Below are 14,906 nucleotides of genomic sequence, written 5' to 3'. Positions count from 1 at the left end.
TGGAGCCTCCTCCCCTAATAAACCCCTGGATGATGAGTTATCCTTTAAATCTCTGTGGCAAGGTGGCCCCATTTTCAGTAGAGGGGATACGAGATGTTGAATGCCTGGCACTTACCGGTTGCCCCATTTGTGAAGCAACATAACGATAAATTAACCATTACGCTGTGGCTGAGCGGAGAAAATCCGCCGTCTCGCGTGACGTTGCGCTCAGAATTCGATAATGAAGAAATCTCACTGGCGATGCGCAAACAGCGCCGCCAGCCGCAGCCGGGCGTGACGGCGTGGCGAGCGACGCTCAATATCGCGTTAGGGCAACCCCGTCGCCGTTACAGCTTTAAATTGCTTTGGCATGACCGCCAGCTTTGGTTTACGCCACAGGGATTTAGCCGTTTTCCGCCTGCGCGTCTGGAACAATTTGCGGTTGATGTGCCGGATAGCGGCCCGCAGTGGGTCGCCGATCAAATTTTTTATCAGATCTTCCCGGATCGTTTTGCCCGCAGCCAGTCTCGTGAAGCCGGGCAGGACCGGGTGTACTACCATCATGCCGCAGGTCAGGAGATTGTGCTGCGCGACTGGGACGATCCTTTAACCCCCCAGGCGGGCGGTTCCACCTTTTACGGCGGCTGTCTGAATGGCATTTGTGAGAAGCTGCCGTATCTGAAAAAACTGGGCGTCACAGCGCTATATCTGAATCCGGTATTTACCGCGCCGAGCGTCCATAAGTACGATACGGAAGATTATCGCCATGTCGATCCGCAATTTGGCGGCGATCGGGCGCTGCTACGCCTGCGGCGTAAAACCCAGGTGCAGGGCATGAGGCTGGTGCTGGATGGCGTGTTTAATCATAGCGGCGACTCGCATGTGTGGTTTGACAGGCATAACCGCAGCACTGGCGGCGCGTGCCATCACCCGGACTCGCCGTGGCGCGACTGGTACTCCTTTTCACCACAAGGCGTGGCGCTGGACTGGCTGGGTTATCCGAGCCTGCCGAAACTCGATTATCAATCAGAAACGCTGGTCGATGAGATCTATCGCGGTGAGGACAGTATCGTTCGTCACTGGCTAAAGGCTCCGTGGAATATGGACGGCTGGCGGCTGGATGTCGTACATATGCTGGGCGAGGCGGGCGGGGCGCGTCATAATTTGCAGCACGTCGCCGGTATTACCCGGGCGGCAAAAGAGGCGCAGCCCGAAGCCTATATTGTGGGGGAACATTTCGGCGATGCGCGGCAGTGGCTACAGGCCGATGCGGAAGATGCCGCCATGAATTATCGCGGCTTCACCTTCCCGCTATGGGGATTTCTCGCCAATACTGATATCGCTTACGAACCACAGCATATTGATGCCCGGACCTGTATCGCGTGGATGGATAACTACCGCGCCGGGCTGTCACATCAGCAACAACTGCGCATGTTTAATCAACTCGACAGCCATGATACTGCGCGCTTTAAAACTCTGCTGGGTAAAGACGCGGCGCGCCTGCCGCTGGCGGTGGTCTGGCTGTTTACCTGGCCCGGCGTGCCATGTATTTATTACGGCGATGAAGTCGGCGTGGACGGCGCAAATGACCCCATGTGCCGCAAACCGTTCCCATGGGATGAACGCAAGCAGGACGGCAACTTGCTGGCGCTGTACCAGCGTATGGCGAAACTGCGCCAGAGCAGTCTGGCGCTGCGTCGTGGCGGATGCCAGGCGCTGTATGCCGAAGGTGACGTAGTGGTATTCGTGCGAGTTTATCAGCAGCAGCGGGCGCTGGTGGCGATTAACCGGGGCGAGGCCTGTGAAGTGGCGCTGGAAGCGTTGCCGTTGCTGAACGTGGCCGGATGGCAATGTAAAACGGGAAGCGGTGATATCCGCGAGGGAAGACTTAGTTTACCCGCGATTTCCGCGACGGTATGGATGAATCGTTGAGGCGAGGTGGTTCGTAACACCTTACGCATAAAAAAGGCTCGCATTCGCGAGCCTTTTATCAATGCACTGACTTACAGGCTGGAAATGTTCTCAGCCAGGTATTTAGCCACGCCGTCCGGAGAGGCGTTCATGCCTTCTTTGCCTTTTTCCCACTGCGCCGGGCAGACATCACCGTGCTCTTCGTGGAACTGCAGCGCGTCGACCATACGCAGCATTTCGTCGATATTACGACCCAGCGGCAGATCGTTTACGACCTGGTGGCGAACAATACCGTTAGCGTCAATCAGGAAAGAGCCGCGCAGCGCAACGCCTTCGTCCGGGTGTTCGATACCGTAAGCTTTCTGAATTTCACGCTTCACGTCGGCGACCATTGCGTATTTCACCGGGCCAATGCCGCCTTTATCGACAGGGGTGTTACGCCATGCGTTGTGAACGAACTCAGAGTCGAAAGAAACGCCGACCACTTCAACGCCGCGCTTCTGGAATTCTTCATAACGTTTATCAAAGGCGATCAGCTCAGACGGGCAAACAAAAGTGAAGTCCATCGGCCAGAAGAACAGAACGGTCGTTTTACCATTGGTGTGCTGTTTGAAGTTGAATTTATCAACAATCTCACCGCTACCCAGTACCGCCGCAGCGGTGAAATCCGGGGCCTGACGAGTAACCAGTACCATAATAATTCTCCTGCAATATTAAGGGTTTTAGAACGCAACGCGGGCAGTATAGGGAGGGCGAAGCGACAAAACAATGCGGTCTTGACAATCAATGAGACAGCTTTTGCCTATCGATCGGGTCATTATAAATCGTAATGATGACCCTTTTATGACAGCGAACGATCTTTCTGCCAACGGCGGATCTGACGCACGCCCTCGCTATCAGGCCGTCACAGCGCTTTGCGGGCGGCCTGTGCCATCATACGCGGATAAAAATGCCAGAAGCGCTCTTCTAACGCGTCGTAGTGCGCGTCCAGATCGTACCAGGAATCACGCAAGGCATCCAGCCGGGGACGGCGATTCGCCATGCCATTCAGCACGTTTTGAATGAAATCCATATCGCGATACCGCTCTAACCATTTTTCTGACCAAAGATAATCATTCAGGTTGACAAAGCGCGGCGGGGAGTCGGGCAGAATCGTCGCGACCTGCGCATGGGCGTAGCCGACAAACGCCTGAAGTGGAAAATCGGGAGAGATTTGCGTCCAGTGACGCGATAAAAAATGATCCCACATGACGTCCAGCGTAATGGGCGCCACGCGCCGCGTTTCATGGCGGAACCACTCTCGCGCCTCACGAACTTCCGGCAGGTTGTCGGTCATGACGTCAATACGCCGATGCATATAAATACCCTCTACCACGTCAGGAGGATAATGCGTTGCCGGGTTACCGCGGACAAAATCGGCCAGAAGATTACCGGAAAGCGAGCTGTCGGCAAGGTGCGCCAGATGCAGGTGAGCAAGAAAATTCATTATTGATTCTCTGTCCAAAAAGCGGGTAACGGTTGCAGCGGGAACGCCCCGGCACTAGACTACCCGCCTCTTATTTTAGTCTGAGTCAGAGTCATGCGCGTTACCGATTTTTCCTTTGAACTACCCGAATCCCTGATTGCCCACTACCCACAGCCGGAACGCAGTCGCTGCCGTTTGCTGTCATTAGAGGGGCCGACGGGCGCGCTGACGCACGGTACTTTCACCGATCTGCTCGATAAGCTCAACCCTGGCGATTTGCTGGTCTTCAATAATACCCGCGTGATCCCGGCGCGGCTCTTTGGCCGTAAAGCCAGCGGCGGCAAGATAGAAGTGCTGGTCGAACGTATGCTCGATGATAAACGCATCCTGGCGCATATTCGCGCTTCTAAAGCGCCAAAACCGGGTACGGAACTGCTGCTGGGCGACGACGAAAGTATTCACGCGACCATGACCGCGCGTCACGGCGCTCTGTTTGAAGTTGAGTTTAATGACCCGCGTCCGGTGCTGGATATTCTTAACGCCATCGGCCATATGCCGTTGCCGCCGTATATCGACCGTCCGGACGAGGACGCCGACCGCGAACTGTACCAGACGGTCTACAGTGAAAAACCGGGCGCCGTCGCCGCGCCGACCGCGGGGCTGCACTTTGATGAGCCGCTGCTGGCGGCGCTTCGTGAGAAAGGTGTCGAAATGGCGTTTGTTACGCTACACGTAGGCGCGGGCACTTTCCAGCCGGTGCGTGTCGATACCATTGAAGATCACATCATGCACTCCGAATATGCTGAGGTGCCGCAAGAGGTGGTCGACGCGGTGCTGGCGGCGAAAGCGCGCGGCAACCGCGTGATTGCTGTCGGCACCACCTCGGTACGCTCGCTGGAAAGCGCGGCGCAGGCGGCAAAAAGCGATTTGATAGAGCCGTTCTTCGGCGATACGCAAATCTTTATTTATCCAGGTTATCAATACAAAGTGATTGATGCGCTGATCACCAACTTCCATCTGCCGGAATCGACGTTGATTATGCTGGTTTCCGCATTTGCCGGTTATCAACACACCATGAATGCCTATAAGACTGCGGTAGAACAAAAATATCGCTTTTTTAGCTACGGGGACGCGATGTTTATCACGTACAATCCGCAGGCTATTTCTGAGCGTCCGTAAGAAGGCTATCTCACTTGCCATTTTGACGCCGGGCAGTGCTCGCCATCCTCACGTACTGCGTGTACGCTCCGGTGGCTGTGCGCTGGTCGACCCCAAACTGGCTGCGCCGATGACGTCTTCGGGAATTTATTAGCTATGGAATCATTCCGTAGCGAGTCGTTAAACGTCGGACTGTTTTTCTGACGCAGGAGTGATAATGAAATTTGAGTTAGATACCACCGATGGTCGTGCGCGTCGCGGTCGTCTGGTGTTTGATCGTGGCGTAGTGGAAACGCCAGCCTTTATGCCTGTGGGTACTTACGGTACCGTGAAAGGCATGACGCCGGAAGAAGTGGAAGCGACCGGCGCGCAGATTATTCTCGGCAACACTTTCCACCTGTGGCTGCGCCCGGGTCAGGAAATCATGAAGCTGCATGGCGATCTGCACGATTTTATGCAGTGGAAAGGGCCGATTCTCACCGATTCCGGCGGCTTCCAGGTCTTCAGCCTCGGCGATATTCGTAAGATTACCGAGCAAGGCGTGCACTTCCGTAACCCGATCAACGGCGATCCGATTTTCCTCGATCCGGAAAAGTCGATGGAGATCCAGTACGATCTCGGTTCCGATATCGTGATGATCTTTGATGAATGTACGCCGTACCCGGCAGACTGGGACTATGCTAAACGCTCGATGGAGATGTCGTTGCGTTGGGCGAAGCGTAGCCGCGACCGTTTTGATAGCCTTGGCAATAAGAATGCGCTTTTTGGCATCATTCAGGGCAGCGTTTACGAAGATTTACGCGATATCTCGGTGAAAGGTCTGGTAGAGATTGGCTTTGATGGCTACGCTGTCGGCGGTTTGGCTGTCGGTGAGCCGAAAGCAGATATGCACCGCATTCTGGAGCACGTTTGCCCGCAGATCCCGGCTGACAAACCGCGTTACCTGATGGGCGTGGGTAAACCGGAAGATCTGGTGGAAGGGGTGCGTCGCGGTATTGATATGTTTGACTGTGTCATGCCAACGCGAAATGCCCGTAATGGTCATCTGTTTGTGACCGACGGCGTGGTGAAGATTCGTAATGCAAAGCATAAAAGCGACACCAGCCCGCTTGACGCCGAGTGCGATTGCTACACCTGTCGCAATTATTCACGCGCTTACTTGCATCATCTCGACCGTTGCAACGAAATATTAGGTGCGCGTCTCAATACCATTCATAACTTGCGTTACTACCAGCGTTTGATGGCGGGTTTACGCAAGGCTATTGAAGAGGGTAAATTAGAGAGCTTCGTAACCGAGTTTTACCAACGTCAGGGGCGACCCGTTCCACCTTTGAACGTTGATTAATTTTAATAATGAGGGAATTTGAATGAGCTTTTTTATTTCTGATGCGGTAGCGGCAACAGGTGCTCCAGCGCAGGGCAGCCCGATGTCTCTGATTTTAATGCTGGTGGTGTTTGGTCTGATTTTCTATTTCATGATCCTGCGCCCGCAGCAGAAGCGCACCAAAGAGCACAAAAAGCTGATGGACTCCATTGCGAAAGGTGATGAAGTTCTGACGAATGGCGGTCTGGTCGGTCGAGTGACCAAAGTAGCGGAAGCCGGCTACATTGCCATCGCGCTGAATGACACCACGGAAGTGGTTATCAAACGTGACTTCGTAGCTGCCGTTCTGCCGAAAGGCACCATGAAGGCGCTGTAATATTTCGTTTTCCCAAAGGGAACTGCCGTGTTAAACCGTTATCCTTTGTGGAAGTACATCATGCTGGTCGTCGTGATTATCGTCGGCCTGCTTTACGCACTTCCCAACCTGTATGGTGAGGATCCGGCTGTTCAAATCACTGGCGTGCGCGGCGTCGCCGCCAGTGAGCAAACGCTGATCCAGGTCCAGAAAACGTTACAAGAAGAAAAAATTCCCGCTAAGTCTGTGGCACTGGAAGAGGGCGCTATTCTTGCGCGCTTCGACACCACCGATACCCAGCTACGCGCCCGTGAAGCGCTGATGAGCGTGCTGGGGGATAAATATGTCGTGGCGCTTAACCTTGCGCCGGCTACGCCGCGCTGGTTGGCGGCTATTCACGCCGATCCGATGAAGCTCGGTCTTGATCTGCGCGGCGGCGTTCACTTCCTGATGGAAGTGGATATGGATACCGCGTTAGGTAAACTCCAGGAACAAAATATCGATAGCCTGCGCAGCGATCTGCGTGAAAAAGGCATTCCTTATACCACCGTTCGTAAAGAAAATAATTATGGGTTGAGCATCACGTTCCGTGACAGCAAAGCGCGTGATGAGGCGATCGCCTATCTGACGCCGCGTCATCGTGACCTGGTGATTTCCAGCCAGAGCGGTAATCAACTTCGCGCGGTAATGACCGATGCGCGCCTGAGCGAAGCGCGTGAATACGCCGTTCAGCAGAACATTAATATTCTGCGTAACCGTGTTAACCAACTGGGCGTCGCGGAGCCTGTCGTACAACGCCAGGGCGCAGACCGTATTGTGGTTGAGCTGCCGGGTATCCAGGATACCGCTCGCGCGAAAGAAATTCTCGGCGCGACCGCGACGCTGGAATTCCGTCTGGTGAATACCAACGTTGACCAGGCCGCCGCTGCTGCCGGGCGCGTACCGGGTGATTCCGAAGTGAAACAGACCCGCGAAGGTCAGCCGGTGGTATTGTACAAACGCGTGATCCTCACCGGCGACCATATCACCGACTCGACGTCCAGCCAGGATGAATATAACCAACCGCAGGTTAACATCTCGCTGGATAGCGCAGGCGGCAATATCATGTCTAACTTCACTAAGGACAATATCGGCAAACCGATGGCGACCCTGTTTGTGGAGTATAAAGACAGCGGTAAGAAAGACGCTAACGGTCGCGCCGTACTGGTGAAACAGGAAGAAGTGATTAACATTGCCAACATCCAGTCCCGGCTGGGTAACAGCTTCCGTATTACCGGTATCAGCAACCCGAACGAAGCGCGTCAGCTCTCGTTGTTGCTGCGTGCGGGCGCCCTGATTGCGCCGATTCAGATCGTTGAAGAGCGCACCATTGGCCCGACTCTGGGTATGCAGAACATCAAGCAGGGCCTGGAAGCCTGTCTGGCCGGTCTGGTGGTCTCCATCCTGTTCATGATCTTCTTCTATAAGAAGTTTGGTCTGATTGCGACCAGCGCGTTAGTGGCTAACCTGGTGTTGATTGTCGGTATCATGTCGCTGTTGCCGGGGGCAACGCTCAGTATGCCGGGGATTGCGGGTATCGTGTTAACCCTTGCGGTGGCGGTCGACGCCAACGTTCTGATTAACGAACGTATCAAAGAAGAGTTGAGTAATGGCCGCACGGTACAGCAGGCGATAAACGAAGGCTATGCCGGCGCGTTCAGTTCCATCTTCGATGCGAACATCACGACGCTGATTAAAGTCATCATTCTGTATGCTGTCGGTACCGGGGCAATTAAAGGGTTCGCGATTACGACCGGTATCGGTGTGGCGACGTCGATGTTTACCGCGATTATCGGTACGCGTGCTATCGTAAACCTGCTATATGGCGGCAAGCGCGTCACTAAGCTGTCAATCTGAGGAGTGCGATGTGGCACAGGAATACACTGTTGAACAACTAAACCACGGCCGTAAAGTCTATGACTTTATGCGCTGGGACTTCTGGGCATTCGGCATCTCCGGGCTGTTGCTGATCGCGGCCATTGTCATTATGGGCGTACGCGGGTTTAACTGGGGGCTGGATTTCACCGGTGGTACGGTAATTGAAATCACGCTGGAAAAACCGGCTGAAATGGACGTGATGCGCGAAGCGCTGCAAAAAGCGGGCTATGAAGAGCCGCAGTTGCAGAACTTTGGCAGCAGTCACGACATTATGGTGCGTATGCCGCCAACCGAAGGTGAAACCGGCGGTCAGGTACTGGGTAGCAAAGTGGTGACGATCATTAATGAAGCCACCAACCAGAATGCGGCCGTGAAGCGTATTGAATTCGTGGGGCCAAGCGTGGGCGCCGATCTGGCGCAAACCGGCGCTATGGCGCTGCTGGTGGCGTTGATCTCTATCCTCGTTTATGTCGGTTTCCGCTTTGAGTGGCGACTGGCGGCAGGGGTGGTCATCGCGCTGGCGCACGACGTGATCATTACGCTGGGGATACTGTCGCTTTTCCATATCGAGATTGACCTGACCATTGTGGCATCGTTGATGTCGGTGATCGGTTACTCGCTGAATGACAGTATCGTGGTCTCTGACCGTATTCGTGAAAACTTCCGCAAAATCCGTCGCGGGACGCCTTACGAAATCTTTAACGTGTCGCTGACCCAGACGCTACACCGTACGTTGATTACCTCCGGTACGACGTTAGTGGTAATTCTGATGCTGTACCTCTTCGGCGGTCCGGTACTGGAAGGCTTCTCGCTGACGATGCTGATCGGTGTCTCTATTGGTACGGCATCTTCTATCTATGTCGCATCGGCGCTGGCGCTGAAACTCGGTATGAAGCGCGAGCATATGCTGCAGCAGAAAGTCGAAAAAGAAGGGGCGGATCAGCCGTCCATTCTGCCGTAAACACGTATTTAAGTGTTATCTGAATCCCGGTCATGCGATCGGGATTTTTTTATTTATGTACCATGACGATAAACATTACTGACAGTATGCTGTCAGGAGCCCTGTCATACACTCCTCATGAATTTACCCACACTCGCAGGAGGATGTATGAAAAACTTGATTAACTGGTTTGAAATTCCAGTTACTGATATGGCGCGTGCAATCGCCTTTTATGAGCAAGTGATGCAGATATCGTTACGTCGGGAAACCATGGATGGGGCGGACCTGGCCGTATTCCCGTATGCTGAACCCGGACCCGGCGGAGCGCTGATAAAGCAGGATGATGTCGCTCCAGTTGCGCAGGGAGTCGTTATTTATCTGCATACCGCCGATTTGTTAGCCTCGATTGAACGTGTCGTCCTTGCCGGTGGCAAGTGTGTTCTGGAACCCATGGTTCCCGGAGATGACATTGGAACCATCGCGTTGTTTATTGACAGCGAAGGCAACCGAATAGGTTTACATCAACCTGCGTGATATTTGCTAAATGTAGAGAGTCAATATGACCAGACGCGCTGACCGTTTGTTTCAGATCGTGCAAATTTTGCGGGGTAGACGACTGACGACGGCAGCGCTGTTGGCACAGCGGCTTGCGGTTTCTGAACGGACGATTTATCGCGATATTCGCGATCTGTCGTTATCCGGTGTGCCTGTCGAAGGTGAAGCGGGGAGCGGATACCGTTTAATGGCAGGTTTTGATCTGCCACCCTTGATGCTTACCCATCGTGAATCGGAAGCACTGATGGTGGCTATACGGTTATTGAAAACCTGGGGCGGCGATTCGCTATCACGCGAGCTTGAATCCGCCCAGGAAAAAGTGTTGGCCATTTTGCCGGAAGAGAGCCGCCGTAAAGCGGAGCAGACACGGATTTACGCTCCGGATTTGGGTACATCTCCACATTCGCGCAGCGCGTTTGATCTTATCCATCAGGCCGTTTCGGCGCAGCAGGTGTTGGCGCTACATTATCGTGATGAAGCGGGGCATCTCTCTTCGCGGGATATACAACCGCTGGGATTGTTTTTCTGGGGAGAGCACTGGCTGCTGGTTGCCTGGTGTGAGAGACGGGAAGACTATCGGTGTTTTCGCCTCGATCGCTGTTTACAAATTACTCCGCTTAACCGGCGATTTCGTGAAACAATCGACCGTTCTTTGCGTGATTTTTTGCGAAAAGTCGAGCACGAAAAAATGCCGTAAGATGTGATAGCGATACCTCTAACGCTTGTAAAACGGGTTGATTGGTCATCAGTTTGCCTGAAATAGCCTTGCTTACCTGGATATATAAGTTGCACAGAATCATTGCTAAAAGCCCGGCTTCGCGGGAAACTGGGCATAACCCTTTGTATTATTCAGGTACCTGTTAATTATGGCTATCATCCCAAAAAACTACGCGCGCCTGGAAAGCGGCTATCGTGAAAAAGCGCTGAAGCTGTTTCCGTGGGTGTGCGGACGTTGTTCCCGTGAGTTTGTGTATTCAAATCTGCGTGAGCTGACGGTGCATCATATCGATCATGACCACACCAATAACCCGGAAGACGGCAGCAACTGGGAGCTATTGTGCATCTACTGCCACGATCATGAGCATTCTAAATATACCGAAGCCGATCAGTACGGTTCGACGGTCATTGCCGGGGAAGATGCGCAAAAAGATGTCGGCGAGGCGACTTATAACCCGTTTGCCGATCTGAAAGCGATGATGAACAAAAAGAAATAAGCAGACTGCTGACAAAGCTGTTGGTGCTGTTGAATGTTAGGTTACGCTTCGCTCCACCCAACGGAATCCGCAATATAAATGAATTATTGGTTTTCGTAGGTCGGATGCAATCTGGCATTTTTTCAGCCCCGGAGTTTGTCGCCAGCCCCAAATGTCCTGTAACGCATACATTGTCACTGGAATCCCGATCGCAAGGTTGGGATTTTTTTGTTTTTAAGTCCTGCCGATACTGGCGAGCAGAGTAGAATCAGCGGTAAGCCGGGGCAACCCGGTGAGGCGCAATGTTGCGGGGGCTTGATCCCCGGTGGCCTTGTCGCTGGAAAGAGAAAACCCCCGCACATTGTTCGGTATTCACCGGCAACATTACGGGGGCTAACTTGACTCCAGACAAGTTGAGGATAGCCGCGAACCGTTGCCATTGCAACAAAGGCGGCAATATGACGCTCACAGAGTTGAGCATTACTATCTGGCACGATCTGGCGGCACCAACGCTGGTCGGGATTGCGACAGGTCTGTTTTTAGGCTGGTGGCATCGCCGGAAGTAATGTGAAGTGGGCGCGACTCGCCGCCGCATGGCAGCATGCGCCCGAAACGGGCCAGAGGACGACCTCTGGCCTTTTTTGCAGGTTTAGAAGTTGTAACCCACGACCAGGTAGCCGCCCCAGCCGGTAGATTTCGCGCTGAAATCGCCGTCGCCCCAGTTCAGTTTTGCGCCATTCTGCCACTGTCCGCCGTTATGGAAGTAACGCGCAACGACCGAGTAGTGCCAGTGATCGTAGTTCAGCGCCAGGATATGGCTGGAAGCGATGGAGTTGCTGGTACGGTTCGGATCGTCGCCTAAATCAGATCCCCAGTCAAAGTTGGTAAAGCCGATATAGCTCAGTTTACCGCCCCACAGATCGGTGATGGGGACGAAGTATTTCACTTTGAAACGGTAGCCGTCCCATTCGTTTTCATTGGACGCGCCGTAGTTTTGCCACTGATATTTCGCATACACGTTCAGCGACAGACCCATCGGCAGGCCTGTGTCGATATCGGTCCCCAGACCCATATACCACGTGCTCTGGCGGCTGGCTTTGTTATCGCCCATATCGTAGATGTAGTTGTTGGCGAAATACCACTCTTTAAACGGGCCGAAGCTCAGGTCTGCGCCGGTCAGCTTATCAATTGAGAAACGCGGTTCGATTTCCATGAACAGCGGAGAACCGTCGGACCAGATACCTTTATCGTTGCCGTTACCCCAATCAAAGGTTTTGGGAATATCGATATAGCCGTAGAAATCAAACCAGTCTTTTTTGGCAAATGCTTCATATTCCAGATAGACGTCGTTGTTCAATTTCGGCGAGAAACGGGTATGGTAGCTGCCTACCACGTTTACGCTCTGGTGCCACCAGTCGGACAAATACTGCGGCTGATCATTTTCTGCTGCGTTAGCAGTAAAAGATGAGGTGAGCGCCAGCGCTGCGCTGACTGCGAGTAAAGTTTTTTTCATATGTATGCCACTGTTTGAAATCCCTTGCGGGAGTGAAAAGAACGCAATTTGCGTTTCTAAATATTTCGTGTTTCTGCGGAGCCTATTATAAAAATCATTGCTCACAAAAATATGTCTTGTTTCACATATCTATCATTTACGTAATCGATTGCGTTCACGTTTGCGCATTTTAGACGCGGCGACAGTACTATCTTTCATGAATATTACCAATCCATGTCATAAATGACGGAAATGTCAGTAGGGCAACAAAAGTCGCGCGGGGGATGTTGCGGAACGCACAAAACGCTCCGCCAGAACGTTTATTGATTAACAGGCTGAATATCATGGATGCGAATGAAGCCTAACTGCGCCGGTGTGATCCCCTTCAACGGTAACGAAATATTGACATCACTGGGCGCCAGCAAGCTGGCAGGGGCATTTACCAGAAGGCTCTGTGCATTCACCTCCTGATAGTTCTCCGTAGTGCCCTGAAGTTGCCCGTACTCTACGGTAGCGCTGAATGCCGGCAGCGGATCGCGGGACTCGCCCTGAATGTGTAACGTTGCGTGAGCGCCGTCTGCGACAGGCGTAATTTCCAGCAATGTCATACGTAGCGTACCGATCTGGCTCTCCAGCCGGGCAGGCGTATTGGCGCCAGGCAACAAATAGACGCCGCGGGTTGACTCCGCATTCAGCTTATTTTGTTGGGTAATTTTTACCGTTTCCTGATTCAGTTGGGTCATCTCTTTATTCAGGGTGCTAATGCTTTGATGCATCTGGCGAACTTCGCTCTGCGGCGCGCAGGCGGTCAGGCTCAAGAGACTTCCCACCAGGAGAATTCTTAGGTAACGTCTTGTCATGTCGATCATTTCCTTCATGGTTCGATAGCGTAATGGTAGTGCGCTATACGCACAAAGGCACCGATCCTTTATCTCAAAAGCGCTCCGCCTTTGTTGTCGCGCCAGTTCAGGGTAAAATAGCATTTCCTAAATCATCTGGTCAGGACGCCGTATGCATTGCCCATTTTGTTTCGCCGTAGATACCAAAGTCATTGACTCTCGTCTTGTAGGCGAGGGCTCGTCCGTGCGCCGCCGTCGGCAGTGCCTGGTGTGTAATGAACGCTTTACGACCTTTGAAGTGGCTGAACTGGTCATGCCGCGCGTGATAAAAAGCAACGATGTGCGCGAACCCTTTAATGAGGATAAGCTGCGTAGCGGCATGTTGAGAGCGCTGGAAAAAAGACCCGTCAGCGCAGATGATGTTGAAATGGCATTGAACCATATTAAGTCACAATTACGTGCCACTGGGGAGCGTGAAGTTCCCAGCAAGATGATTGGCAACCTGGTCATGGAGCAGCTGAAAAAACTCGATAAAGTCGCGTATATTCGCTTTGCCTCCGTCTATCGCAGTTTCGAAGATATCAAAGACTTTGGCGAAGAAATCGCTCGCCTACAGGACTAAGCCATGCAGGATGAGTTTTACATGGCGCGAGCGCTCAAACTGGCGCAGCGTGGACGTTTCACCACTCACCCGAACCCTAATGTCGGCTGTGTCATTGTTAACAATGGCGACATCGTCGGCGAAGGTTATCACCATCGCGCCGGAGAGCCGCACGCCGAGGTTCATGCGCTGCGGATGGCGGGCGCAAAAGCCAAAGGCGCAACCGCCTATGTCACGCTTGAACCCTGTAGCCATCATGGGCGAACGCCGCCATGTTGCGATGCGCTGATTGCGGCCGGCGTCGCGCGCGTGGTCGCCGCGATGCAGGACCCGAACCCACAGGTCGCCGGGCGTGGGCTGTATCGCCTGCAACAGGCGGGTATTGCGGTCAGCCACGGGTTAATGATGAGTGAAGCGGAGGCGCTCAATAAAGGCTTCCTCAAGCGGATGCGTACCGGATTCCCTTATCTTCAGCTTAAACTGGGCGCCTCCGTCGACGGACGGACGGCGATGGCCAGCGGCGAAAGCCAGTGGATCACCTCGCCGCAGGCCCGGCGCGACGTTCAGCGCTTGCGTGCGCAAAGCCACGCTATCTTAACCAGTAGCGCGACGGTATTGGCTGACGATCCGGCCTTGACGGTGCGTTGGGCGGAGTTAGATGCCTCTACGCAGGCGTCTTACCCGCAGGAAAATCTGCGCCAGCCGGTGCGAATTGTTATCGACAGCCAAAACCGGGTAACGCCTGCGCATCGTATTGTGCAGCAGCCTGGCGAAACGTGGATCGCGCGTACCCAGGAAGATAGCCGCGCGTGGCCCGATGCGGTTCGTACTATCAGCGTGCCGGCGCACAACGGACATTTGGATCTGGTTGTACTGATGATGCAGTTAGGCAGGCAGCAGATTAATAGCATATGGGTTGAAGCCGGACCGGGACTGGCAGGCGCGTTGTTGCAAGCCGGGCTGGTGGATGAACTGATTGTCTATGTCGCGCCTAAATTGTTGGGAACCCAGGCGCGGGGATTATGCGAATTGCCGGGGCTTGAGAAGCTCGCCGACGCGCCGCAATTTACCTTCAGCGAAATACGCCATGTCGGCCCGGATGTTTGCCTGCATATGGTGAGCGCATGAGTTCTCCCGTCGAAAGGGGAGCAGCGCTCAAATTATTATGATAAAATCC

At 53.6% G+C, this 14,906-nt stretch carries 16 protein-coding genes; 12 read left to right on the top strand and 4 right to left on the bottom strand.

The genetic code is table 11. From position 1 onward, the window contains the following. Positions 1-93 precede the first annotated feature (93 nt). Positions 94-1,911 (top strand): maltodextrin glucosidase, encoded by a 1,818-nt coding sequence (malZ, locus tag ACLJNW_RS12850; RefSeq protein WP_000930727.1) that lies wholly within the window; start codon positions 94-96, stop codon positions 1,909-1,911. Positions 1,912-1,982: 71 nt separating this feature from the next. On the opposite strand, the gene ACLJNW_RS12845 is transcribed toward malZ, so the two are convergent. Both ACLJNW_RS12845 and acpH read right to left on the bottom strand, forming a co-directional pair. Then, a complete protein-coding gene (locus ACLJNW_RS12845; protein ID WP_000244731.1) occupies positions 1,983-2,585 on the bottom strand; it encodes a peroxiredoxin in 603 nt (200 codons plus the stop codon). 209 nt (positions 2,586-2,794) lie between these two features. Continuing rightward, positions 2,795-3,376, bottom strand: a complete 582-nt coding sequence (gene acpH / locus ACLJNW_RS12840; RefSeq protein WP_001009858.1) for an ACP phosphodiesterase — start codon at positions 3,374-3,376, stop codon at positions 2,795-2,797. Positions 3,377-3,469: 93 nt separating this feature from the next. Between acpH and queA the strand changes: the two genes are divergently transcribed. The 9 genes from queA to ACLJNW_RS12795 all read left to right on the top strand — a co-directional run bounded on the left by queA (position 3,470) and on the right by ACLJNW_RS12795 (position 11,363). Next, positions 3,470-4,534 carry a tRNA preQ1(34) S-adenosylmethionine ribosyltransferase-isomerase QueA gene (queA, locus tag ACLJNW_RS12835; protein WP_001266530.1) on the top strand — a complete coding sequence of 355 codons (1,065 nt, stop codon included), beginning with the start codon at positions 3,470-3,472 and terminating at the stop codon, positions 4,532-4,534. Positions 4,535-4,730: 196 nt separating this feature from the next. Continuing rightward, positions 4,731-5,858, top strand: a complete 1,128-nt coding sequence (gene tgt, locus ACLJNW_RS12830; RefSeq protein WP_000667305.1) for a tRNA guanosine(34) transglycosylase Tgt — start codon at positions 4,731-4,733, stop codon at positions 5,856-5,858. 22 nt (positions 5,859-5,880) lie between these two features. After that, complete coding sequence (gene yajC / locus ACLJNW_RS12825; protein WP_000007628.1) at positions 5,881-6,213, top strand: preprotein translocase subunit YajC; 333 nt, start codon at positions 5,881-5,883, stop codon at positions 6,211-6,213. Between the two features lie 27 nt (positions 6,214-6,240). Further along, entirely contained in the window at positions 6,241-8,088 is a 1,848-nt protein-coding gene (gene secD / locus ACLJNW_RS12820; protein WP_000934811.1) for a protein translocase subunit SecD, read from the top strand. A gap of 10 nt (positions 8,089-8,098) precedes the next feature. Next, positions 8,099-9,070, top strand: coding sequence for a protein translocase subunit SecF (gene secF, locus ACLJNW_RS12815; RefSeq protein WP_000046629.1), 972 nt, complete (start codon positions 8,099-8,101; stop codon positions 9,068-9,070). Between the two features lie 147 nt (positions 9,071-9,217). Then, positions 9,218-9,583 carry a VOC family protein gene (locus ACLJNW_RS12810; protein ID WP_000793035.1) on the top strand — a complete coding sequence of 122 codons (366 nt, stop codon included), beginning with the start codon at positions 9,218-9,220 and terminating at the stop codon, positions 9,581-9,583. 25 nt (positions 9,584-9,608) lie between these two features. Beyond that, positions 9,609-10,301, top strand: a complete 693-nt coding sequence (locus ACLJNW_RS12805) for a helix-turn-helix transcriptional regulator (protein ID WP_000198318.1) — start codon at positions 9,609-9,611, stop codon at positions 10,299-10,301. Positions 10,302-10,470: 169 nt separating this feature from the next. Further along, positions 10,471-10,818 carry an HNH nuclease YajD gene (gene yajD, locus ACLJNW_RS12800; protein ID WP_024154478.1) on the top strand — a complete coding sequence of 116 codons (348 nt, stop codon included), beginning with the start codon at positions 10,471-10,473 and terminating at the stop codon, positions 10,816-10,818. A gap of 437 nt (positions 10,819-11,255) precedes the next feature. Next, positions 11,256-11,363, top strand: a complete 108-nt coding sequence (locus tag ACLJNW_RS12795; RefSeq protein WP_000176312.1) for a type I toxin-antitoxin system toxin Ldr family protein — start codon at positions 11,256-11,258, stop codon at positions 11,361-11,363. Between the two features lie 83 nt (positions 11,364-11,446). Here ACLJNW_RS12795 and ACLJNW_RS12790 read toward each other — a convergent pair whose 3' ends face one another. Together ACLJNW_RS12790 and ACLJNW_RS12785 are read right to left on the bottom strand one after the other, a co-directional pair. After that, the gene (locus ACLJNW_RS12790; RefSeq protein WP_000752021.1) at positions 11,447-12,310 is read right to left on the bottom strand and encodes a nucleoside-specific channel-forming protein Tsx; all 864 of its coding nucleotides are present in this window, start codon (positions 12,308-12,310) and stop codon (positions 11,447-11,449) included. Between the two features lie 299 nt (positions 12,311-12,609). After that, the gene (locus ACLJNW_RS12785) at positions 12,610-13,149 is read right to left on the bottom strand and encodes a DUF3251 domain-containing protein (RefSeq protein WP_000198484.1); all 540 of its coding nucleotides are present in this window, start codon (positions 13,147-13,149) and stop codon (positions 12,610-12,612) included. A gap of 151 nt (positions 13,150-13,300) precedes the next feature. Between ACLJNW_RS12785 and nrdR the strand changes: the two genes are divergently transcribed. Together nrdR and ribD are read left to right on the top strand one after the other, a co-directional pair. Continuing rightward, positions 13,301-13,750: a transcriptional regulator NrdR gene (nrdR, locus tag ACLJNW_RS12780; RefSeq protein WP_000543533.1), complete on the top strand. Its 450-nt coding sequence runs from the start codon at positions 13,301-13,303 to the stop codon at positions 13,748-13,750. Positions 13,751-13,753: 3 nt separating this feature from the next. Next, entirely contained in the window at positions 13,754-14,857 is a 1,104-nt protein-coding gene (gene ribD / locus ACLJNW_RS12775) for a bifunctional diaminohydroxyphosphoribosylaminopyrimidine deaminase/5-amino-6-(5-phosphoribosylamino)uracil reductase RibD (RefSeq protein WP_001150216.1), read from the top strand. Positions 14,858-14,906: the final 49 nt, after the last annotated feature.

This window comes from Salmonella sp. SAL4457 (genome assembly GCF_046548235.1).
Classification (GTDB): domain Bacteria; phylum Pseudomonadota; class Gammaproteobacteria; order Enterobacterales; family Enterobacteriaceae; genus Salmonella; species Salmonella enterica.
Note: the sequence above shows the minus strand (reverse complement) of the source record. Positions and strands in the feature narration are given on the sequence as shown.